This window comes from Pseudomonas sp. R5-89-07 (genome assembly GCF_003851685.1).
GTDB lineage: Bacteria > Pseudomonadota > Gammaproteobacteria > Pseudomonadales > Pseudomonadaceae > Aquipseudomonas.
The window spans coordinates 887,047-908,237 of record NZ_CP027727.1; the positions used below are offsets into that span (position 1 = coordinate 887,047).

Sequence of the window (21,191 nt, forward strand, 5' to 3'; positions counted from 1 at the left end):
TGATCCCCATTGTCCCTTGGGTCAGCAACAAACCTGACCCTGAGTGGCTGCAAGACACGAGGCACAGCATGCAAATCAAACTCGCCAACCCCCGTGGCTTCTGTGCCGGCGTGGACCGGGCGATCGAAATCGTCAACCGCGCCCTGGAAGTTTTCGGGCCGCCGATTTACGTGCGGCATGAAGTGGTCCACAACAAGTTCGTGGTCGAAGACCTGCGCGCGCGCGGTGCCATCTTCGTCGAGGAACTCGACCAGGTGCCCGATGATGTCATCGTCATCTTCAGCGCCCACGGCGTTTCCCAGGCCGTACGCACCGAAGCGGCCGGCCGTGGCCTGAAAGTATTCGACGCCACCTGCCCGCTGGTGACCAAGGTGCATATCGAAGTGGCGCGCTACAGCCGCGATGGCCGTGAATGCATCCTGATCGGCCACGCCGGCCATCCGGAAGTCGAAGGCACCATGGGCCAGTACGACGCCAGCAATGGCGGCGCCATCTACTTGGTGGAAGACGAAAAAGACGTCGCCAACTTGCAGGTGCAAAACCCGGAACGCTTGGCCTTCGTGACCCAGACCACCTTGTCCATGGACGACACCAGTCGCGTTATCGATGCCCTGCGCACGCGGTTCCCGGCCATTGGCGGCCCACGTAAGGACGACATCTGCTACGCCACGCAAAACCGCCAGGATGCCGTCAAGCAACTGGCTGACGAGTGTGATGTAGTGCTGGTGGTCGGCAGCCCCAACAGCTCCAACTCCAACCGTTTGCGTGAGCTGGCTGAGCGCATGGCGACGCCGGCGTACCTGATCGACGGCGCCGAGGACATGCAGCGCAGCTGGTTCGACGGTGTCGAGCGCATCGGCATCACCGCTGGTGCCTCGGCCCCGGAAGTCCTGGTGCGTGGTGTAATCCAGCAATTACACGCCTGGGGTGCCACTGGCGCCGATGAATTGGCGGGCCGGGAAGAAAACATTACCTTTTCCATGCCCAAGGAGTTGCGGGTTCGCTCGCTGCTCTGAAGCCCTGCTAACTGGATCAGCCTCGGCATAACGCCTGCTCAGCTTTCTCGCTGCGCAGGCTGATGCGCCCGCTGGGAGCCAGCACCACCTGATACAGGCTCTGTGCCTGCGTCGTGTCGCACACGTGCACGGTGCCGGCACGAAATCCCCCGCCCGCAAACACCGGTTCCCCCAAACCGCTGAATCTAACCTGGCTGCTGACCGGGCCATTACCGGCCACCGGAACGCGCCCGCTGTCCTGTCGCTCCAACAGCACCGGATTGTCCTCATCCAGATGGCCGCGCCCGCTAAGGTCCAGTATCACCCGCCAACCTTGGCTCCAGTCCTCATCCCGTGCGTGGATAACCACCGCACGATTGCGTGCGATCGCCTCGGTACGCGCGTAACGCAGCCCTTCGGCGAGTGACTGGGCCACGCTTTGTCGCTGCTGCGACTGCAGCAAACCCTTGAAGTTGGGTATGGCCAGCTGTGCCAGTAAACCCGTCACGATCAGCCCCAACAGTAGTTCGATCAGGGTGAATCCTCGTTGTGTCATGTGCGCCCCCTCCTTGGATGCGAGTGATCTGTAATTGGCAGGCATAGGTATAGCGCTTGGTCCTTGGGGCTGAATGATGGCCTTTGTGCCCAATGTATTTCCCTTTGTTCCCGCAGCCACACCGACCAAAAACCGACGCTAGTCTTGGGGCGTACAACAGGTTTTCCTGTTTCTCTATGACCTTCGACAGGGATGACGACGGTAATGCCCTTCTGCCGGAATAGATTTTCTCGACGCGTTTTTCATCGGCACCAATCCGGCATGACGCTGATCGAGGTGCTGGTAGCGGCGCTCGTCCTGGCAATCGGACTGCTGGGCGCCGCAGCCATCCAACTCAGCGCCCTCAAGTACACCGACAGCGCGCGGATGACCAGCCAAGCCAGTTTTATTGCTTACGACATGCTTGACCGTATTCGCGCCAACGCCGGCGTCGATTACGCCTGGGCTCGAAGCGAGCGCGCGCCGCCCAGTACCTCGACCGCCAGCGTGCGTGACCTGGACCTGCATGACTTCGAGGCCAATATCATCGGTTTTGCCGGCAAGGACGCTAGAGGTGCCGTAGCGATCAGCGGTGACGAGGTCACTATCAGCATCAGTTGGGAGGATGCCAGGGGCGCGGGTAGCCTCGGTGCTCTGGAAACCTTCACCCTGACCAGTCGAATCGCCAATGGGCAGGGGCGGTTGCAATGAATCGTCCTATACGGGGTTTTGGACTGGTGGAGTTGCTGCTGGCGCTGGCGCTCGGACTGTTGCTGGTGCTGGGCGCGAGCCATGTGCTGATCAGTTCGCGGTTGACCCAGGCCAGCCAGCAGGCCGCCATGGCTTTGCAGGACGATGCGCGGTTCGTCCTGAGCAAGATGACCCAGGATATTCGCCAGGCCGGCATGCTGGGGTGTTTGGCTACGGCCTATATCCACAACGCCCCGGCCGCCTTTGATCGGCCGATCAGTTGGGAGGTATCGGCAGGTGCAAAGTCACTGACACTGCTGACCGCCCATGCCGGCGATGGTGCTGGCAAGCCTGACTGGACGGTGGTATCCGACTGCAAGGAGGCTGCCCAGGCTTATGCCGGGGCAGCGCCTGCAGTCGCGCCCGGCCAGATTCGTTTTGCGATACGCGAGGTCACTTACACCTATGAGACGGGCCAGCTAAAGATCAGTACCCCTTCGGCACCGGCCAAGGCTGTACTGATGGATAACGTTGGGGCATTCGAGCTCAGTTTTGGCGTAGCGGCCAGGCCTGGATCGACGGACGTGGTGCGTTATGACAACCACCCCGCCGACCCATCGTTGATACGCAGCGTGCGCCTCCTCATGACCCTGCAAGACCCGACCGGTCGCGTGAAGGATCAGGCCTACAGCGTCGTGGCGGCTTTGCGCAACCGGCTGGAGTAGGGCGATGACGTTGGTAATGGGTAATCCGATGCGGCAGGCGGGAATGGTGCTGCTGATCAGCTTGGTATTTCTGCTGATGTTGTCGTTGCTGGGGTTGTCGTCGATGCAAGGCGCAATTTCTCAACAGAAGGCCGCAAGCAGCCTGTGGCAGCGTATTCAATCGTTCCAAACAGCCGAAAGTGGCCTGCGGCTGGGGGAGGCTGCGGTGCGCAGGGGCGGACATACGCTGCCGGTTTGCCACTCGGTCAACCGTTGCGCGCCGCCTGACGAGGCGTTTTCGTTGGTTGGCGCCGGACCCCATCCGGTCTCGGGGGTGACTTGGGTGGCGTTCAAGGGTGGGGTGTATGGCGTTCAATCCCTGGGAGAGGGTACGGGCCAGGCGCATTTGCCGGCGTACGCCCCCGCCGCGCTGTTCCGGGTGACGGCCGTTGGGCTTGGTGGGCATTCGCGCACGGTGCTGGAGACTGTGTATGCGCGGGTGGAGGAGGGCGGCGGCGAAAGGTTTCGGCGCGTCTTATGGCGGCAACTTCAATAAGGAGCAATCGAATGGGCATGGATAGCCAGGGCTTTACCCTGATCGAATTATTGATCACGGTGGCGATCGTTGCGCTGCTGGGCGGCATCGCTTACCCGGCGTACACCGGCCAGGTAAAAAAGGTGTATCGGGTGCAGATCGTCGCGCTGCTGACCGAGCAGGCTCAGCATCTGGAGCGCTTTTACACGCGCAACGGCACTTTTATTGATGCAGGCGGCGTCAGTACAGGCAATGATCACTATAGAATCAGCGCAGTATTGAACCCCCAGGATTTTGCCCTGCTCGCCACGCCTGCCACCGATTCAGTCATGGCGGACGACGCTTGCGGCCGATTCCGCTTGACCAGCACCGGCATGCGAAGCAATCCGGATGCTGCGCCGCAGATGCCGCTCAACGCATGCTGGGGGCAGTGATGAGAGTGCTGGATGAATGGGCGCCGGGTGCGCTTCTCCCTTTTTATCGGCTGGATCAAATGATGGCAAAGCAACAGCGAGTAGTGATTGTCGGCGGCGGCGTAATTGGCTTGTTGACGGCGTACAACCTGGCAAACCAAGGGCGGGCGGTCACCTTGCTGGAGCGCGCCGGGCTTGGCCAGGAATCGTCCTGGGCTGGCGGCGGTATTGTTTCGCCGCTGTATCCGTGGCGCTACAGCCCGGCGGTGACGGCCTTGGCCCACTGGTCCCAGGATTTCTACCCGCAACTGGCGCAACGGCTGTTCGCCGCCACCGGTGTTGATCCCGAAGTTCATACCACGGGCCTGTATTGGCTTGATCTGGACGACGAAGCCGATGCACTGGCCTGGGCTGCGCGGGAGGGGCGGCCCTTGAGTAAAGTGGATGTGTCGGCTGCCCATGACGCGGTTCCGGTGCTGGGGAGCGGTTATTCCCAGGCGATCTACATGGCCAACGTGGCCAATGTACGCAATCCGCGCTTGGTCAAATCACTCAAGGCGGCGTTGTTGGCGCTGCCCGCTGTGACGATTCACGAGCAGTGCGAAGTCGATGGCTTTATTTTGCAAGGCGACAGCGTGGTTGGCGTGAATACGGCTGCTGGCGCCATGCTGGGCGATCAGGTCGTGCTCGCAGCCGGTGCCTGGAGCGGCGAGTTGCTGGGAAAACTGGGCTTGGCGCTGCCCGTGGAGCCGGTCAAGGGCCAGATGATTCTCTACAAATGCGCGTCTGACTTCCTGTCGAGCATGGTCCTGGCGAAAGGGCGCTATGCGATTCCGCGACGTGATGGTCATATCCTGATTGGCAGCACCCTGGAACATGAGGGCTTCGATAAGACCCCGACCGACACCGCGCTGGAAAGTCTCAAGGCCTCTGCCGTGGAGCTGCTGCCCGCGCTGGCGGACGCCGAGGTGGTGGGGCATTGGGCGGGGTTGCGGCCCGGCTCGCCGGAAGGCATCCCTTATATCGGCGAGGTGCCGGGCTTCAAGGGCTTGCGGCTCAATTGCGGGCATTACCGCAATGGCCTGGTGCTTGCTCCGGCGTCCTGCCAGTTGTTTGCCGACTTGCTGCTGGGGCAGGCACCGATCATCGATCCGACACCTTACGCACCCGCCGGCCGACTCAACGCTGGATAGACTTCGGCCCTTGCTGCAGGTGCGCCTGGGTGCAATACCAGGCCTGGCCTGAGCTCAGCGCACGATCCTGCGGCACGTGCACGCCGCAGTGGGCGCAACGCACCATCAACGCGGCATCTGGCTCGCCGGTGCGGCGTTGGCTGGCAGCAGGGCTTTTAAATTTGCGCCAGAGCCATACCGCGGCGGCAATGACGGCGATCCAGAACAATAGACGAAGCATGATGGGTAGTTTCTCGATAAGGAATGCGCCAGTTTAGCCAAGGTCGCCATGGGCGCACAGCGCAATAAATACCCGCCCATGAAAAAGGGAGCTCCTGAGAGCTCCCTTTTTGCGTTGCGTCGAACGATCAGTCGAACACACCGAAGGTCATGTAGCTGAACCACGAGCGGTCCTGGTTGTTGCCCAGGGCTTGCGGCTCTTCTTCTTCGATCACGTCGCCGTTTTCGTCGTGCGGCTTGAGGTCCGAAGGAATCGCGTCCTTGGCGTCCTGGTATTGCTTGATCACGTCCTGGTTGGCACGTGTTTCACCTGGCGGCAGCGGTGGACGGGACTCGATCAGGCCCAGGGTGTACTTGCTCAACCACGAACGGTTGTCCGCTTCGTCGACCTGAGGCACGAACTGGCCGTCTTTCAGGCTTGGGTGGTCCGGGTAGTTGAGCTTCAGGGTTTCCAGGCTGGTGCTCGCCAGTTCGTCCAGGTGCAAGCGCTGGTAAGCCTCGGTCATCACGGCCAGGCCGTCACCCACCGAAGGGGTTTCCTGGAAGTTCTCCACCACGTAGCGGCCACGGTTGGCGGCGGCCACGTATGCCTGACGGGTCAGGTAGTAGTGGGCCACGTGGATCTCGTAGGAGGCCAGCAGGTTGCGCAGGTAGATCATGCGCTGCTTGGCATCCGGCGCGTAGCGGCTGTTCGGGTAGCGGCTGGTCAGCTGGGCGAACTCGTTGTAGGAGTCGCGAGCGGCACCCGGGTCACGCTTGGTCATGTCCAGCGGCAGGAAGCGCGCCAGCAGGCCAACGTCCTGGTCGAACGAGGTCAGGCCCTTCATGTAGTAGGCGTAGTCCACGTTCGGGTGCTGCGGGTGCAGTCGGATAAAACGCTCGGCGGCGGACTTGGCAGCTTCCGGCTCGGCGTTCTTGTAGTTGGCGTAGATCAGCTCGAGCTGGGCCTGGTCGGCATAGCGCCCGAACGGATAGCGCGACTCCAGTGCCTTCAGCTTCGCTGTGGCGCTGGTGTAGCTATTATTGTCCAGGTCTGTCTGAGCTTGCTGGTACAGCTCGACTTCGCTCAGGTTTTCGTCGACGACGTCCTTTGTTGACGAGCAAGCAGCAGTCATGGCGAGGATGGCGATCAGCAGCAGGTGTTTCACTTGCATGGCGGCTTGCGTCCCTATGACGGCCGCTGTCTTGGGCGGGGCCGTCCTGTTATGATGAGCGCCCCGTTGAAAGCCTCGGGGCAAAAGACGCCGTATTTAACCACAAGCGCGCAGCCGAAACCAAAGGCTGTGCCACGCCTAGTCTGAGCATGTCCGATAAAATTGAACTTCGCGCAGAGGTGCCGTCCGAATTGGGCGGCCAACGCCTCGATCAAGTCGCCGCACAATTATTCGCTGAGCACTCGCGCTCGCGCCTTTCCGCCTGGATCAAAGACGGCCGCCTGACTGTGGATGGAGCGGTTATCCGCCCGCGAGACATAGTGCATGGCGGTGCGATTCTTGAGCTGACTGCCGAGCAGGAAGCCCAGGGAGAATGGGTCGCCCAGGACATCGAGCTGGATATCGTCTATGAAGACGATGACATCCTGGTCATCAATAAACCCGCAGGCCTGGTGGTTCACCCGGCTGCCGGGCACGCTGATGGCACCTTGCTCAATGCCCTGTTGCACCACGTGCCAGACATCATCAATGTGCCGCGTTGCGGCATCGTGCACCGTCTGGACAAGGACACCACCGGCTTGATGGTGGTGGCCAAGACCATTCAGGCGCAGACGCAGCTTGTTACTCAATTGCAGAGTCGCAGCGTCAGCCGGATCTACGAGTGCATCGTGATCGGTGTGGTGGTGGCGGGGGGCAAGATCAACGCACCTATCGGTCGCCACGGCCAGCAGCGCCAGCGCATGGCGGTGATGGAGGGCGGCAAGCAGGCCGTCAGCCACTATCGCGTGCTGGAACGTTTCCGTTCCCACACTCACGTGCGGGTCAAGCTGGAAACCGGTCGTACCCACCAGATCCGCGTGCACATGGCCCACATCAACTTCCCGTTGGTCGGCGATCCGGCCTACGGTGGTCGCTTCCGCATTCCGCCCGCGGCCAGCCAGACCATGGTTGAATCGCTCAAGTCGTTCCCGCGCCAGGCGCTGCATGCACGCTTCCTGGAACTGGATCATCCGACGAGCGGTAAGCGCATGAGCTGGGAATCGCCGCTTCCAGACGATCTGGTCTGGTTGCTGTCGCTGCTCAAGCAGGATCGCGAGGCGTTTATCGGATGAGTGACTGGCTGATTCCTGACTGGCCCGCGCCGTCTCAGGTCAAAGCCTGCGTCACTACCCGTGCGGGCGGCGTCAGTGTGGCGCCGTTCGACAGCCTCAACCTGGGCGATCATGTCGAGGACAGCCTTGAGGCCGTCCTGGAAAACCGTTGTCGCTTTACCGATGCCTTCGATATTCAGCCGGCCTGGTTGCGCCAGGTCCATGGGACCAGCGTGGTCGAGGCCGATCCTGGCCGTATCGCCGAAGCCGATGGCAGTTGGACAAGCACACCCGGTATCGCCTGCACATCGATGACGGCGGATTGCCTGCCTGCGTTGTTCTGCAATCGGGCGGGCACTCGTGTTGCTGCGGCCCATGCCGGTTGGCGTGGGCTGGCGGCCGGCGTGCTGGAGGCTGCTGTTGACAGCCTTGAGTGCGACCCCGCCGACGTTCTGGTCTGGCTCGGCCCCGCCATTGGCCCGCAGGCCTTTGAAGTCGGCCCCGAGGTGCGTGAAGCCTTCATGCAGCAACTGCCGGCGACTGCCCAAGCCTTCGTTCCCGGCCGCAATCCCGGCAAGTTCATGGCCGACATCTATCAGCTCGCCCGCCTGCGCCTTGCCGCGCGGGGCATTACCGCTGTCTATGGTGGCGGTTTTTGCACCGTGACCGACCCGCGTTTCTTTTCCTATCGCCGCAGCCCGCGTACGGGCCGATTCGCCTCCCTTATCTGGCTTGAACGCTAGACTGTCCTGACCTGTATCAACCCACAGCTGCTTGAATCCCGCAAAATCCACCCCATCTATAAGGGTATCTAGCAGGTTTCTTCATTCAGGATGTGTTTACAGCTCCGGCCTGCTCAAAAGGAAGGTGACTAATGCGTATTGATCGTTTAACCAGCAAATTGCAGTTGGCCTTATCGGATTCCCAGTCCCTGGCGGTCGGCCTCGACCACCCGGCGATTGAGCCGGCGCACTTGATGCAAGCGCTCCTGGAGCAACAAGGTGGTTCTATCAAGCCCTTGTTGATGCAGGTAGGCTTTGACGTCAACAGCCTGCGCAAGGAATTGAGCAAAGAGCTCGACCAACTGCCGAAAATCCAGAACCCTACCGGCGACGTAAATATGTCGCAGGACCTGGCACGCCTGCTGAACCAGGCAGACCGCCTGGCCCAGCAGAAAGGTGACCAGTTCATCTCCAGCGAGCTGGTACTGCTCGCCGCCATGGACGACAACAGCAAGCTCGGCAAATTGTTGCTTGGCCAGGGCGTGAGCAAGAAAGCCCTGGAAAACGCCATCAACAACCTGCGCGGTGGCGAGGCGGTGAATGACCCCAATCACGAGGAGTCGCGCCAAGCCCTGGATAAGTACACCGTCGACCTGACCAAGCGCGCCGAAGAGGGCAAGCTCGATCCGGTGATCGGTCGTGACGATGAAATTCGCCGCACCATCCAGGTGCTGCAGCGTCGCACCAAGAACAACCCGGTACTGATCGGTGAGCCTGGCGTGGGTAAAACCGCAATCGCCGAAGGCTTGGCCCAGCGCATCATCAATGGTGAAGTGCCGGACGGCCTGAAAGGCAAGCGCCTGCTGTCCCTGGACATGGGGTCGTTGATTGCCGGCGCCAAGTTCCGTGGCGAGTTCGAAGAACGCCTCAAATCCCTGCTTAACGAATTGTCCAAGCAGGAAGGGCAGATCATTCTGTTTATCGACGAACTGCACACCATGGTCGGCGCGGGTAAAGGCGAGGGCTCCATGGATGCGGGCAACATGCTCAAACCTGCCCTGGCGCGAGGCGAGTTGCATTGCGTCGGTGCCACCACGCTCAACGAATACCGCCAGTACATCGAAAAGGATGCGGCGCTTGAGCGGCGTTTCCAGAAAGTGCTGGTGGAAGAACCGAGCGAAGAGGACACCATCGCCATTCTGCGTGGCCTGAAAGAACGCTATGAGGTTCACCATAAAGTCGCGATCACCGACGGTGCGATCATTGCGGCGGCCAAGTTGAGCCATCGCTACATCACTGATCGGCAGTTGCCCGACAAGGCCATCGACCTGATCGACGAAGCGGCCAGCCGCATTCGCATGGAGATCGACTCCAAGCCGGAAGTGCTCGATCGCCTGGATCGCCGCCTGATTCAACTGAAGGTCGAATCCCAGGCGCTGAAAAAAGAAGAGGACGAAGCGGCGAAGAAACGCCTGGAGAAACTCCAGGAAGAAATCGTGCGCCTGGAACGTGAATATTCGGACCTCGAAGAAATCTGGACTTCGGAGAAAGCCGAAGTGCAGGGATCGGCGCAGATCCAGCAGAAGATCGAGCAGTCCCGTCAGGAACTGGAAGCTGCGCGCCGTAAAGGCGACCTGAACCGCATGGCCGAGTTGCAGTACGGGGTCATCCCGGACCTGGAGCGTAGCCTGCAGATGGTCGACCAGCATGGTCACAGTGAGAACCAGTTGCTGCGCAGCAAGGTGACCGAGGAAGAAATTGCCGAGGTGGTCTCCAAATGGACCGGTATTCCTGTGTCGAAAATGCTGGAAGGCGAACGCGACAAGCTGTTGAAGATGGAAAGCCTGTTGCACCAGCGCGTTATTGGCCAGGAAGAGGCTGTGGTGGCGGTGTCCAACGCAGTGCGGCGTTCGCGCGCCGGGCTGTCCGACCCGAATCGCCCGAGTGGTTCGTTCATGTTCCTCGGCCCGACCGGCGTGGGTAAGACCGAGCTGTGCAAGGCCTTGGCTGAATTCCTCTTCGATACCGAAGAGGCGATGGTGCGCATCGACATGTCCGAGTTCATGGAGAAACACTCGGTGGCCCGTCTGATCGGCGCACCACCAGGCTATGTGGGCTACGAGGAAGGTGGTTACCTGACCGAAGCCGTGCGGCGCAAGCCTTACTCGGTGATCTTGCTCGATGAGGTCGAGAAGGCGCACCCGGATGTGTTCAACATCCTGCTGCAAGTGCTGGAGGATGGCCGCCTTACCGATAGCCACGGACGCACGGTGGACTTCCGTAACACGGTAATCGTGATGACCTCCAACCTGGGCTCGGCGCAGATCCAGGAACTGGTGGGCGACCGCGAGGCCCAGCGCGCAGCGGTAATGGATGCGCTGACCACGCACTTCCGGCCGGAATTTATCAACCGGGTGGATGAAGTGGTGATCTTCGAGCCTCTGGCGCGGGATCAGATCGCCGGTATCACCGAGATCCAGCTGGGACGCCTGCGTGCACGCCTGGCCGAGCGCGAACTGGCGCTGGAGCTGAGCAGCGAGGCGTTGGACAAGCTGATCGCGGTGGGTTACGACCCGGTGTATGGCGCGCGGCCATTGAAGCGTGCGATCCAGCGCTGGATCGAAAACCCGCTGGCGCAGCTGATCCTGTCGGGCAGCTTCATGCCGGGTACCAGCGTCGAGGCAACCGTGGAGAACGACGAAATCGTCTTCCACTAAGCCTGGCAAGCACTGCTATAAGAAGAGGCCCCGCATTGCGGGGCCTTTTTTTTCGATAGGGCGTTGAACTGTAAGGCAAAGGCTTGTAAAGTGCGCCCCGCAGCAACGTCAGCCCACGGGTTTCTTCTCCCCAAGAAGAAATCAGAAAGAAGCGCAAATCATTGTCTTAAAAGCAATTTAAAGGGTTGACAGGGGTTTTTAAGATTGTAGAATAGCGCGCCTCAGAGACGCTAACGTAGCGATACGGACAGGGTCGAAGAGAAGGTTGTAACGCAGTAGAAGTTGTACATTTGAAATATGTAGTTCCGTGATAGCTCAGTCGGTAGAGCAAATGACTGTTAATCATTGGGTCCCAGGTTCGAGTCCTGGTCACGGAGCCAATTTCAAACCGGGGTATAGCGCAGTCCGGTAGCGCGCCTGCTTTGGGAGCAGGATGTCGGGAGTTCGAATCCCCCTACCCCGACCATATTTGGGTCGTTAGCTCAGTTGGTAGAGCAGTTGGCTTTTAACCAATTGGTCGTAGGTTCGAATCCCACACGACCCACCATTTTTGAGACCAGTTAACGCTGGAATCAAATCTTAGAATCAGAGGTTGAAGCTCTGATAGAGGCGGTTTTACGGTTTTGGAAAGTGTTACAGCACTTAGATATCGCCGTAGACATGCAGCCGTCTGAGGCGAACAGTAGTTTCGGTTCGTCATGATGTCAATGTGCGTCGGTTTTGCGATGCGCATTCCGGGGTATAGCGCAGTCCGGTAGCGCGCCTGCTTTGGGAGCAGGATGTCGGGAGTTCGAATCCCCCTACCCCGACCATATTTAATGAAAAAAGGCGTCTTTATGGCGCCTTTTTTTGTGCCTTGAGCAAAGTCGTACCGTTCGTCTGAAAAAAATACGGATCTCGACCTAGTGCTTTATTCCGGGCAAGCGAAAGCCTCTGGCCAACCAGAATCCCCTATAGCCAGTGCGCTTTGATTATAAGCGTACTAGGGCGATGCTCGAGAAAAGGATGAGCTTCGCATTGAATGCTCAGTCGAGGTGCGTTTCCTGAATGTGCCGACACCAAGCCCGCTCGCCATTAGCGTCAATAGTAGACTCTGCTCTACTTGATCTACTGGTGGGTCCATAGAGCATGTCATTGACTCGCGATGCAGTTGCGCAGATGCGAGCTCGAGAGCCCTCTGTAGCGCGCTTCGGCCAGTCGACTTGGTCGGCCGATCAATACTGATCTCTGTGCTGCTAGATTGTTGTGGAGCTGGCAGCTTCTTGGGCTCTGGTTGAGCGGTGTCCTGTGAATGCACACCTATGTTGGCGGGTAAGGGGGCAGAGGGTGTGCCACTTGGATCAACCCGTCTCACTCGGCTTAGAGCGCCCTGAGCCAGGCTTCGCTCATGCAGAACAGCACGCATATGGTCGTAGTCTGCCTCAATGTAATTCATCGTTGTCGCGAGATTCGAGTGATTCAGCAAGCTTTTCGTGAGATGGATGTTTCGCTCAGGCTGCTTCATCAAGTCTGTTGCTAATGTGTGCCTGAAACGGTGAGGGGTCATGCGCACGCCGATCTTATCGGTGAGTTTGCCGTACATTGACTCTACCTGGTCGATGTTCATTTCCTTGCCATGGTAGTGACGGGAGAACCTGTTGACGTTGAACAGCTGATCGTCTGGTGAAAATCCGATTTTCTCGGCCTCCCCCAGGATCCTGGATAGGTGCGGAGCTAGTCCTTCCATAATGGGTAGGAAAAACTCCCGATGGGTCTTCTCTGTTTCAGCGCGGACCAAGATCATCTGGTTGCCCCAGTCGATATCTCTGTAGCGAAGGCACAGCAGGGCGTTCAGACGTATGCCTGTGTAATAAAACATCTCGAAGACGCTGAGCCAGAACCAGGCTGGTGTGATCTGGCTACGTTCATGCGTACAACGTTCTTGGCCTACAAGGGATATGAGCCAGTTGCGTGCTCGTTGGATGGCGTCTCCATTGATTGTCTTGCTGGCTCGCTTTGGTGGGATAACGCTGGTTTTCTTGAATGGGTTGATCGTGGTATGGGTCATCAGGCCGTGTTCTATGGCGTAGCCCCAAACAGTTCGAAGGTGATTTGAATAGGTGTTCCAGCTGCGTTTGGATAATCCGTTCTCAAATACTTTTTTTCGCCATGTCAGAATCGCACGATGATCGATCTCCTCAACTGAGGCCGTTCGGAAATGCTTAAGTAGTGCTTTGGTCGAGGCACGATAGATCTTTGCACTGGCAGGCCGCAGATCATGGGCAAAGATGTATTCCTCCGTCAGATTCGAGGGCGTCGTCATTGTGGCGGCTCCGTTGCTTCTGACTTCAAGGACAGGCTGATATTGTCGAAGGGGACCTCAGAGAAGATTGTTCGCGGGTCTAGTAGTAAGTACCCCTTGAGCTGCTTGGATTTTCGAGGTCCAACAACGTCACAGGTCCAAATATTCAGACTCTTATGCGTTTTTCGATGAAGTTTCTGTTTCTCGAAACTACGTTGAACCAGCTGCCAGGCGCTGACTTGCTGTACTTTGGCTTGCTGTTCGATATGGGGGAATTCAAGGACGTAGCGTTTGAAAATTCCAGGCGTTACCAGCATAGCGGTCCCTGCTACGGTATGAACCAACGCTTTGGTATCGTTGATAATGATGGTCCGGGATGCGATGCCTTTCTTAAGCCATTCAACAAATCCCTGACCGATCTCGGTGTTATTGCTAGGCATCGGGGTGACTTCTTCGATTATTGCTAGAGGCGCACCTCCTTGATTGGAGGTTTGGGAAGGCTGGATGTCATCCAGTTTCGGAGGCGCGGTATGTGCCGCTGAGACCTCTTTGTTCTTGGTGTCTTCTGATGGCTCATTGATGTTACCAAGGAGCGCCAGTAGCTCGTCAAATTCCTCGTTACTGCTCGAGAAATGCTGCGGGAGTTCGAACGGCGATGGCTGTGCCGGTGCTAAAGGCGCCGACTTAGAGCTGGATTGAATGTCCGAAGGCAAATTTTTTGCCGGTGAGGTGACGTTATTTTCAGCTGCAGAGTCTTCTGCCGGATTGCCAGCTTCTACTTCAAGCGTCCCCAGGTAAGCTGTGGGCCGATCATTTGGATCATTCCAGATCAGCGCCGGTGAGAGCTTCAGCAGGGTGAAGGTGTTTCGCCAGCCACGACCATTGTCTATCGTGGCTTTCCAGACCGCCTTGTCTTGGGCATTGGTCTGGATCACCCCCTGATCTTGCAGCATGTTGAAGAAAGGTGCATTCGAACTGGGTACACCCTCAACGCCTTGGGTCAGCAAATAGGCTCGCAATTGATCAGCAATAGGCTTGCTAACCAGCCAAAGAGCATCCTGTGTCAGCCATCCATCTGACGGTCCATCGGGTTGATTCAGTTTGAATGTATCTCGGACCAAGTGACGCAACCCATCTGCCAATTGACGCTGCAAAGACTGTTTGGGCGCGGACAGCGCGCGGGCTGGATTTCCTCCGAGTTCCTGTGCGACGGACGCCTGATCGGCCTTGACCACGATCTCGCCCAAAATGCCGGCATGTTCGTACTGACCAACCAAAATGAAGATTAACTGCGACCACACTTCGGGGAAATTACTGAGCCAATCTAAGATTTCTGAGGAGAGGATCTGCGCGTAGATCAGTGCGGCAGCGGCTCCGTGAAGTTGGTAATTGCGTCCTTTCACGTAGCGGAATCGATAGGGACGATCGATTGGACCGTGCCAGGGGTGCCAGGTTTTCCCTCCTATCAACTCGACGTGCACGTCGACAGCGATCTTGCCCAGGTCGTGTATCAAAGCGCCATAAGCCGCGGCGGCAGTCCAGGCCTCAGCCTGTGCTGATTGGGATTCCGGCGGTGCGCCTATAGGCAGCAGGTAGCTCTGTCGAATCTTCAAGGCATAGGCGACGATTTCAAGTCCGTGATCCAGCATGCCGCCAGGGTGTGCATGATGGTGGTTTTGCGAAGCAGGGAGCTGCTGGACCAACTCCGCGTAGCGCTCAAGTGGACGCCGATAGAGCTCGACAAACTGTGAGCGAGATAACGATGCGCGCTGCCAAATGTTCTCCAGTAGTTTCTGACGGCGTGGCGATGCCAGTAGTGCTTGGCTAGAGGCCGGCTGTATAAAACCGTTAGGGGAGGGGCTTTGGGCGGGTAGCGCTTTATTGCGGCGGAAAATAGAGAACATCGCCTGCTCCATAAATGATTCATGGGCCATGCTTTTCTCCTATCCAAAGGGGGGCGAGCAAGGGGAAAGGATCACTGGTGGTCTCGGGTATTTCTTTTGGCGAAAAGCCATCTTTCTATGGTGGTGACGGAGAAAGGAATGCAGAATTATCGTCATTTCGGCCTAAGGTACGGTGCCGCAGATCGACCATGTCAGGAAAAAATGATGGTTTCACTTCGCTACGCTACGAAATCAACCTCAGATAATGTTTGGGCACTTTGTGATTTGATACGTGACAATAAGTGTGATGAGATCATTCTTTTTGCTAGCGTAGGGAATGATCTTGACGATGAAGAAGCAAGGTGGGACAACAACCTTCCTTTGGTTGTCGCCTTAGCTAAATATATTATTCCTCACGTTGACAGCGTCTTGGTCGTTTTTGATGGGGTGTTTTTAACCGCTGCGCGTCCCGCTCGTTATGGTGAAGTACGAGACTTGCTGGATGTAGCTATTGCGTCAGACAAGGTTTATTACTCTGAGCAGAGAGCTCCACTCACTAGCGAAATGACTCCTGACGAGGCAGTTTCAACTCTTATTGATTTAGGTTCTATCCAGCCGTTGACGGTTGAGTCCAGAGCTGAATACTTTTCATTGCTTAGTAATTTTACAGAAGACGAGTTAGTTGAAATTTATTCGACTCGGGAGATGCGTTGATGGGATTAGTCCTTTTTTCCGCTGAAAGCGGCCCTTTCGGGTAAGGCTTTTACCCTTGTTAACCATTCCATTCGCTTCTACAAAACCTTTTACCCTTTGGGCCATTTTGCTGTGAAAAAGGGCGGGCTTCTGGTGCAAGGCAAGGGCCGTTTGTCTCATGATCTTGCAGCAGAGAAAAATCGGTATTATAAGTAATGTCAAATCGCCCCTAGATCGGGTAAGAAGGAGACGCACCATGACCGCACAGACCTCTCAGGGAGTAGCAAGTCGCTTAGGCTATGGCCTGGGTCAGGTTGCGCGCCTCGTTTGGTGCAGTCAGAACCGTACCCTGCGTTGGGTCAAGCGTCTGGTTGTAGCTGCCGTGCTCCTATATTTTTCTGCAGACATTTTCAGCGGAATTATCAGCGTTGCAGTATTTACCTTGGTTTTGGGTGGAGGGCTCTGGGCGTTGAATCACAAACCTACGCCTCGCAGAAACCAAATAGAGTACGGTCAATGTTATGGCCCCGATGGCTATGGGTACTATGTTGCTGGTCAACGTGTAGACGACGATGATTAAGGGACTCATATAATGATATGAGACCCTTACGTTACATAACGCTATGTTTGACAGTATTCACCCCTTCCTGACCTGCCTTTTGAACATCTTTTGTTCCGCTGGTAAGGCCTTCCAACGCTTTTCCTGCGCTCACCCCTGCCCATCCCAGCGCGCCTATCCAAAACACTGGCAGGATGATGAACATCGAGCCCATCACGAAGTTTAAAATTGCGTCCTGGGTGGCAGTGTTCAAACCCATCACAGGATCAAATGATAAATGCGGAGAGCCGGCTCCATATAAAGCGTCCAGTATCGTGGTATCGACCCATCTAGCCAGTTGAAACCAGAAGTCCACGAATATCAGAGCGAAAAAAACAACGGACATAGTCATGGCCACTTTTAGTTGGTAAGCCCCGACAATTAGCACCAATGGAATGCAAATCACCATCGCCATTTTCAAGAACGCCATGACCATCGGTAGCGCTTGGCGAACCATGTCCATCGCTGGGAAATAGGCCATAGATCCTAATGCAACTCCGAGAGTCCCCGCTGCCCGGGCTGCTCCATTCCACACGGTTCCGTTGATTTGCCCCCCGTAATCCGTATAAACATCCCCTTTCACCTGGTTCGACGGCGAGACCAGTTGCCGGACAAGCGAGTCAGTCACTTCTTCCGGGGATAGCCACTTTGCCCAGCCGAGCATTTTGGTCAGGAGGTCCGGCGACACTTGAGCCTTGATACGATCCTGCAGCCCCACTCCGCTATCCGACCACCATTGTTTGCATGTTGGATAGCCGCCACCTCCACTCACTTCTGGTAAACCCACATCGCGAGATGCGTTATAAGGCCAAGAAGTCCTTGGAGTTTTGGAGTAGTCCGTGTCGTAATACCCCGAGGTGTTCAATAAGAAGTGAGAACCAATCCAGCTGAGTTCTTGCGCAAAACGAGGGTCATTCCCTTGCGCGCCCAGTTCAGGTTGACGCATGAATAGTCTAGCACGGGAGGGGCCGTAGCAATCGTGCGTGAAGTCCCCAATTTCTTGAGCCAATAGTGGGTTGTTGATCTTGGTGTTGCTAACTTCCATGCGTACTTGTCGCAAATCAGTTCCGCAAGGAATTGCTGCGACCGCGCCACTGGTTAACCCCTTTGATAATGCATGCATTAACGCCCACCACATGGGCATCTGGGCGCTCTTTCCTGCCAGTGAGCTGAATGTTGTGTTCCAGCCTGTGTCTGTGGGTTTAGGTAAGTTGTATTGACATTGCTGAGCTCTACTCTGGTCGAATGCCAAGGTATCAAAACTCACATTGACGGCTGGTACAGCGAAGAATGCGACGACGATGTAGCCAACATAGATATTGGTCTCGATACGTGCCAGTGAGAGAACGCCTTTGTTGCCCTCATCAGCCCCCTCACCACGGACTTTCAGCCACTCTCGAATAACGATGATGCAGAAGGGCAGGGCGAATAGGCCCGTATCTGAAATCATCGCCCAGATACCATTGTTGATGATCCAACCGACCAACGTCAGGTAGTACTCCAAATAATCATTGGTGTAGAGCGTCACAAGTCACCCCCTGCCTCATACAGCACCTTGCTCAGCTCAACCATCAGAAATAATAGGAACACCATTGCCTCGATCTTCAACAGACCTTTGCGCCGTTTCGAGCGTTCTGAGTTCGATAACCCTGCCTTGAATTTGAACCAGGCAACGGACAGCGCGATATAAAGCACCAGGCGCCAGGTGAAGAGCGGCCAGTAGTGGTCGGTACGCCAGGCTTGCCATTGCTCAGCGCTGTCGAACATGTTCATCAAGACAGCGCTGAGTAGTACTACGAGGGCGGTAGTCGCGAGCAAAACACCCAGAACAAGCAGAATGCTCCTCCCGGTTCGTCGAACCAGCGAGCGATTGGAGGCGGTGACAGGCTCCGGCATATCGGTCATGGCCTTTCTCACTGTTTGTTCTGGGCGGGTGACTGCAACTGGTCCAATCGATCTGTTTCTGGGGCTCCCTGGGACACACCACGAGAGTTTTCGGCCCGTGCTTTGCTGCGTTCAATGATGGTCAGAGGCGAGTTCTTGGCGAGTTGCTGACGCATGTCCAGTTCCATTTTGAGGTTGCCGATCTCCTGTTGTAGGGATGAGCTCTGCTGGCCGACTGCCTGCACGGCGAGGTCATTTGCCGCGACGTTCGGTTCCCGACTGCCTGCCATCAACGTGCGCTGCAGGGTCAGGGCTTTCTCCAGCACATCGGACAACGCGACTTCGGAAGCAAGCCGGCGAGCGAGTACGTCCTGGTCGCGCTCATCCTTGAGTGCTGCTACAACGCCTCGTGTGATGGGTAACGAGTTGCTGCTCGCTGCTTCCAGGTTTTCTAGCGACAGCGTTTTGCTTCCGCTCAGCAGTTCCTGCAGGGCCTTCAGCTTGGTTTCGTACGTTTCCTGGATCAGCGGCGTGAGGCCGACGCCTGCGGCTGTCACCGTTTTAGGGCAGCTGTCACAGGTCTGCTGTTGTTGTTCACCCAGGACACGAGTGGCAAAGGTGGTGGCTTCTTGGGGCGATGACCAGACATTGCACACCATGCCGTTGTTGCAGTTCGCTTTGCTGATGGATGCGGTGTCGCCGGCCGCGCGCTTGTTCAGAAGGTTGTAGCCCGCCTTGGTGACGTCGCCTACGATACGAATTGGCTTTTGACCGGAACCACCTGCTCTATCACCACCAACCCAAGTGACGCCATCGTTGCCACCTTTCTTTTCGACTTGTTCCACCGCCGATACTGCGTCCGTGTTGGATGTTAGCGCCTGACTCATAGCCTGACCTTCAGCAAGCTTGCCCCAGCCCATTTGGTTACCGGCGATATCCGCCATTTTTTCGCCAATGGCGCGGCAGGTGCCTTTGGAGCGGTCGAAGTCCAAGCGGGCCTGCAAAATGCCGTTGGTTATGAGGTTGTATAGCGCCGGGTTCGCACGTTGAAGAATCAGTGCCGGCAGCGAAGCCACGGCGCTGGTGGCGCTCTGTACCACCGAGCTCATGATGTTTTTGAAGCCGGAAGTGGCACCATTCAATTGGTTTTCTAGGGTTGTGCTCAGGCTCATGTTTCCGCAGATCAGGTTGGTATTCCAACCGCCTCCCACAGAAATACTATCCATGTTGCCTGCGCTCCCCATGGTTACTGCGTTGCCGCCGCCAATGCTATACAGCACGTTGTCCCCAATAACGCTTCCGGAGGATGAGACGTTGATTGGATCAGCAGAGAGCGCTATTGCACTGCTGAGGCTGCAGGCGAGCCCTATCGCCAAGGTAGTGAGTTTCATGCTTTGCTCCGATCGCTGTTTCATTGGAAGTCCGTACTGCCGAGGAAGGTCTGGCCACGACGCTGGCAGCACGAATAAGGGCGCCAGAGTGCCCAGGCGTAGCCGCCATCCTGCGCATCGATGTTCGGACCGATGGTGGGAAAGGTTGCGCAAGTCGGGTTGAGGACTGGGGTGAGCTCTTGCCACTTGCCAGTGGACGCGTCACCTTCGCGTAACGGCCCCGCAGGCCAGTAGCCGGGGTATGGAAGGGCGAGCATCGGCAAGTAGACATGTACCTGGCCTGGACGGGTAACCACGTCGCCGGCACGCTGCGCAATAACTGCGCCCGTTTTGTAGTCGTCAGTCTGGTTAAGGAAGCCGCTACGTGGGTAGACGTTCCCCCAACTGCTTGCTGAGAGCAGGCTACCGACTTCACGCATACCCGGAATGAGCGCTTCGGGGTATACGGATTCTGGGACGCCGTATCTCCAAGCAATGGGGTCAAGGGTGCTGAGAAAGTAAGGCACAAGCGGTAAGGTTGCGCCTTTGCATACATAGCCCGAGGCTCTGGCAAACTGACTCAACGTCGCACCACCTGGATGGCCGATGACATCGGCTTCCTTAAATTTGATGATGTTGTTCTCGGCAACGTGATTGGTAGTGCCGTCGTTACCCGCTTGGGCGATCGGATTCGGGGTGCCAAGAGGTGACATCTCGATCCAAGGGTTCATCCCGGTATTCGCATATGCAGACACCACAGCGTCCGGTACGTAGTGACGAACCTTGGTCGAGGTTTTGACTTTGCATCCGAATGGTGTGCAGAGCAGCCAATAGCAGATGCCGACTACTTTGTACTCCAGGCAGGTTGGTGACAGGGTCGAGGCAATAATCGCTGCCGAGTTGATCGCAGCCGATGCACTGAATGACAGGCTGAAAGTGATAGCCAGCGACAAAGGCCGGATCGCAAAACGTGAGCGTCTCATCGTGACAGGCTCCGTGCTCGTTCGATCAACGCGACGGCTTTAGCTACGTCAGGCTCGCCGTACACGACGTAGCGACGATCTACGACCACGGCTGGGAGTTTTTCGACTCGCAGGCTCCAGGCGTCTGTGACGCCCTGCTGGGCCTGGGCCAGCTCGTTTTGCAGATGCTTCCCTGCAGGGCTGACCAGGTAGCGTTGAATGGCCGCTTCTGCCTGGCGTGGATCGGCGGGTAGTTGTCTAGAAAGTAGTTCTTCAAGGCGCTGCTGATCATCCAGGAAGATGACGCGAGCGCCAGAAGGTGCGGATACTGGATGTGCTCGGTTTGTAATGACCCACGTCTCCGCGTGGGACGCAGTGGACAAGAACAGTAGCAGTGAAAACAGCCAGCGCCGCGTTTCGCTAAGGTGGGTAAGGATCTGGAGCATGGCACCGTACCTGATATGGATTCAGGTACAGAAAACCGGATGGCTGTCTTGAGCGCAGTAAGAAATAGGAATTTGGAGCCTTCGGGTATTTGAGAGCGACGAATTC

At 57.1% G+C, this 21,191-nt stretch carries 20 protein-coding genes, 4 tRNA genes and 1 pseudogene; 15 read left to right on the plus strand and 10 right to left on the minus strand.

Annotated features, from left to right (window positions below; all coding sequences use genetic code 11):
- Nucleotides 1-68 precede the first annotated feature (68 nt).
- Nucleotides 69-1,016 (plus strand): 4-hydroxy-3-methylbut-2-enyl diphosphate reductase, encoded by a 948-nt coding sequence (ispH, locus tag C4J94_RS03890; RefSeq protein ID WP_122539901.1) that lies wholly within the window; start codon nucleotides 69-71, stop codon nucleotides 1,014-1,016.
- A 7-nt stretch (nucleotides 1,017-1,023) separates the two neighbouring features.
- Here the strand turns inward: ispH and C4J94_RS03895 are convergent.
- A pseudogene (locus C4J94_RS03895) lies at nucleotides 1,024-1,551 on the minus strand (GspH/FimT family pseudopilin).
- Nucleotides 1,552-1,755: 204 nt separating this feature from the next.
- Between C4J94_RS03895 and pilV the strand changes: the two are divergent.
- The 5 genes from pilV (at nucleotide 1,756) to thiO (ending at nucleotide 5,065) form a co-directional block, all read left to right on the plus strand.
- On the plus strand, nucleotides 1,756-2,241 hold the full coding sequence (gene pilV / locus C4J94_RS03900; RefSeq protein WP_124385065.1) for a type IV pilus modification protein PilV: 486 nt from the start codon (nucleotides 1,756-1,758) through the stop codon (nucleotides 2,239-2,241).
- Nucleotides 2,238-2,945 carry a prepilin-type N-terminal cleavage/methylation domain-containing protein gene (locus C4J94_RS03905; protein ID WP_124385066.1) on the plus strand — a complete coding sequence of 236 codons (708 nt, stop codon included), beginning with the start codon at nucleotides 2,238-2,240 and terminating at the stop codon, nucleotides 2,943-2,945. Before pilV ends, C4J94_RS03905 begins: the two co-directional genes overlap by 4 nt.
- A gap of 4 nt (nucleotides 2,946-2,949) precedes the next feature.
- Nucleotides 2,950-3,480, plus strand: coding sequence for a PilX N-terminal domain-containing pilus assembly protein (locus C4J94_RS03910; RefSeq protein ID WP_256657640.1), 531 nt, complete (start codon nucleotides 2,950-2,952; stop codon nucleotides 3,478-3,480).
- 11 nt (nucleotides 3,481-3,491) lie between these two features.
- Nucleotides 3,492-3,893, plus strand: coding sequence for a type IV pilin protein (locus C4J94_RS03915; RefSeq protein ID WP_124385067.1), 402 nt, complete (start codon nucleotides 3,492-3,494; stop codon nucleotides 3,891-3,893).
- 62 nt (nucleotides 3,894-3,955) lie between these two features.
- Nucleotides 3,956-5,065, plus strand: a complete 1,110-nt coding sequence (thiO, locus tag C4J94_RS03920; RefSeq protein ID WP_124385068.1) for a glycine oxidase ThiO — start codon at nucleotides 3,956-3,958, stop codon at nucleotides 5,063-5,065.
- Here the strand turns inward: thiO and C4J94_RS03925 are convergent.
- Nucleotides 5,052-5,285 carry a PP0621 family protein gene (locus C4J94_RS03925; protein ID WP_124385069.1) on the minus strand — a complete coding sequence of 78 codons (234 nt, stop codon included), beginning with the start codon at nucleotides 5,283-5,285 and terminating at the stop codon, nucleotides 5,052-5,054. The genes thiO and C4J94_RS03925 overlap by 14 nt on opposite strands.
- 127 nt (nucleotides 5,286-5,412) lie before the next feature.
- Entirely contained in the window at nucleotides 5,413-6,438 is a 1,026-nt protein-coding gene (locus tag C4J94_RS03930) for an outer membrane protein assembly factor BamD (protein WP_124356980.1), read from the minus strand.
- A 149-nt stretch (nucleotides 6,439-6,587) separates the two neighbouring features.
- On the opposite strand from C4J94_RS03930, the gene rluD reads away from it, so the two are divergent.
- The 7 genes from rluD (at nucleotide 6,588) to C4J94_RS03965 (ending at nucleotide 11,780) form a co-directional block, all read left to right on the plus strand.
- Complete coding sequence (gene rluD / locus C4J94_RS03935; RefSeq protein WP_005784662.1) at nucleotides 6,588-7,550, plus strand: 23S rRNA pseudouridine(1911/1915/1917) synthase RluD; 963 nt, start codon at nucleotides 6,588-6,590, stop codon at nucleotides 7,548-7,550.
- On the plus strand, nucleotides 7,547-8,272 hold the full coding sequence (gene pgeF / locus C4J94_RS03940; RefSeq protein ID WP_124385070.1) for a peptidoglycan editing factor PgeF: 726 nt from the start codon (nucleotides 7,547-7,549) through the stop codon (nucleotides 8,270-8,272). Before rluD ends, pgeF begins: the two co-directional genes overlap by 4 nt.
- A gap of 131 nt (nucleotides 8,273-8,403) precedes the next feature.
- Nucleotides 8,404-10,968, plus strand: coding sequence for an ATP-dependent chaperone ClpB (gene clpB / locus C4J94_RS03945; protein ID WP_124385071.1), 2,565 nt, complete (start codon nucleotides 8,404-8,406; stop codon nucleotides 10,966-10,968).
- Between the two features lie 304 nt (nucleotides 10,969-11,272).
- Nucleotides 11,273-11,348 (plus strand) — tRNA-Asn (locus C4J94_RS03950).
- Nucleotides 11,349-11,357: 9 nt separating this feature from the next.
- A tRNA-Pro gene (locus C4J94_RS03955) sits at nucleotides 11,358-11,434 on the plus strand.
- Between the two features lie 5 nt (nucleotides 11,435-11,439).
- Nucleotides 11,440-11,515: transfer RNA gene (locus tag C4J94_RS03960), tRNA-Lys, on the plus strand.
- 188 nt (nucleotides 11,516-11,703) lie between these two features.
- A tRNA-Pro gene (locus tag C4J94_RS03965) sits at nucleotides 11,704-11,780 on the plus strand.
- A gap of 170 nt (nucleotides 11,781-11,950) precedes the next feature.
- Here the strand turns inward: C4J94_RS03965 and xerC are convergent.
- Together xerC and mobH are read right to left on the minus strand one after the other, a co-directional pair.
- The gene (gene xerC, locus C4J94_RS03970) at nucleotides 11,951-13,270 is read right to left on the minus strand and encodes a tyrosine recombinase XerC (protein WP_124369544.1); all 1,320 of its coding nucleotides are present in this window, start codon (nucleotides 13,268-13,270) and stop codon (nucleotides 11,951-11,953) included.
- Nucleotides 13,267-15,153, minus strand: a complete 1,887-nt coding sequence (gene mobH / locus C4J94_RS03975; protein ID WP_124372387.1) for a MobH family relaxase — start codon at nucleotides 15,151-15,153, stop codon at nucleotides 13,267-13,269. The genes xerC and mobH overlap by 4 nt, the downstream gene beginning before the upstream one ends.
- 138 nt (nucleotides 15,154-15,291) lie before the next feature.
- Between mobH and C4J94_RS03980 the strand changes: the two genes are divergently transcribed.
- The gene (locus tag C4J94_RS03980; RefSeq protein WP_177413440.1) at nucleotides 15,292-15,846 is read left to right on the plus strand and encodes a hypothetical protein; all 555 of its coding nucleotides are present in this window, start codon (nucleotides 15,292-15,294) and stop codon (nucleotides 15,844-15,846) included.
- Nucleotides 15,847-16,081: 235 nt separating this feature from the next.
- Nucleotides 16,082-16,405 carry a hypothetical protein gene (locus tag C4J94_RS03985; protein ID WP_124369545.1) on the plus strand — a complete coding sequence of 108 codons (324 nt, stop codon included), beginning with the start codon at nucleotides 16,082-16,084 and terminating at the stop codon, nucleotides 16,403-16,405.
- Between the two features lie 31 nt (nucleotides 16,406-16,436).
- On the opposite strand, the gene C4J94_RS03990 is transcribed toward C4J94_RS03985, so the two are convergent.
- The 5 genes from C4J94_RS03990 to C4J94_RS04010 are packed head-to-tail and all read right to left on the minus strand — an operon-like array spanning nucleotide 16,437 to nucleotide 21,085.
- Complete coding sequence (locus tag C4J94_RS03990; protein ID WP_124385072.1) at nucleotides 16,437-17,951, minus strand: conjugal transfer protein TraG N-terminal domain-containing protein; 1,515 nt, start codon at nucleotides 17,949-17,951, stop codon at nucleotides 16,437-16,439.
- Complete coding sequence (locus C4J94_RS03995) at nucleotides 17,948-18,328, minus strand: hypothetical protein (protein WP_124369547.1); 381 nt, start codon at nucleotides 18,326-18,328, stop codon at nucleotides 17,948-17,950. The genes C4J94_RS03990 and C4J94_RS03995 overlap by 4 nt, the downstream gene beginning before the upstream one ends.
- Nucleotides 18,329-18,336: 8 nt before the next feature.
- Nucleotides 18,337-19,722 carry an integrating conjugative element protein gene (locus C4J94_RS04000; protein ID WP_372239254.1) on the minus strand — a complete coding sequence of 462 codons (1,386 nt, stop codon included), beginning with the start codon at nucleotides 19,720-19,722 and terminating at the stop codon, nucleotides 18,337-18,339.
- Nucleotides 19,719-20,660, minus strand: a complete 942-nt coding sequence (locus tag C4J94_RS04005; protein ID WP_124369549.1) for a TIGR03756 family integrating conjugative element protein — start codon at nucleotides 20,658-20,660, stop codon at nucleotides 19,719-19,721. Before C4J94_RS04005 ends, C4J94_RS04000 begins: the two co-directional genes overlap by 4 nt.
- Nucleotides 20,657-21,085, minus strand: a complete 429-nt coding sequence (locus C4J94_RS04010) for a TIGR03757 family integrating conjugative element protein (RefSeq protein ID WP_124369550.1) — start codon at nucleotides 21,083-21,085, stop codon at nucleotides 20,657-20,659. Before C4J94_RS04010 ends, C4J94_RS04005 begins: the two co-directional genes overlap by 4 nt.
- Nucleotides 21,086-21,191: the final 106 nt, after the last annotated feature.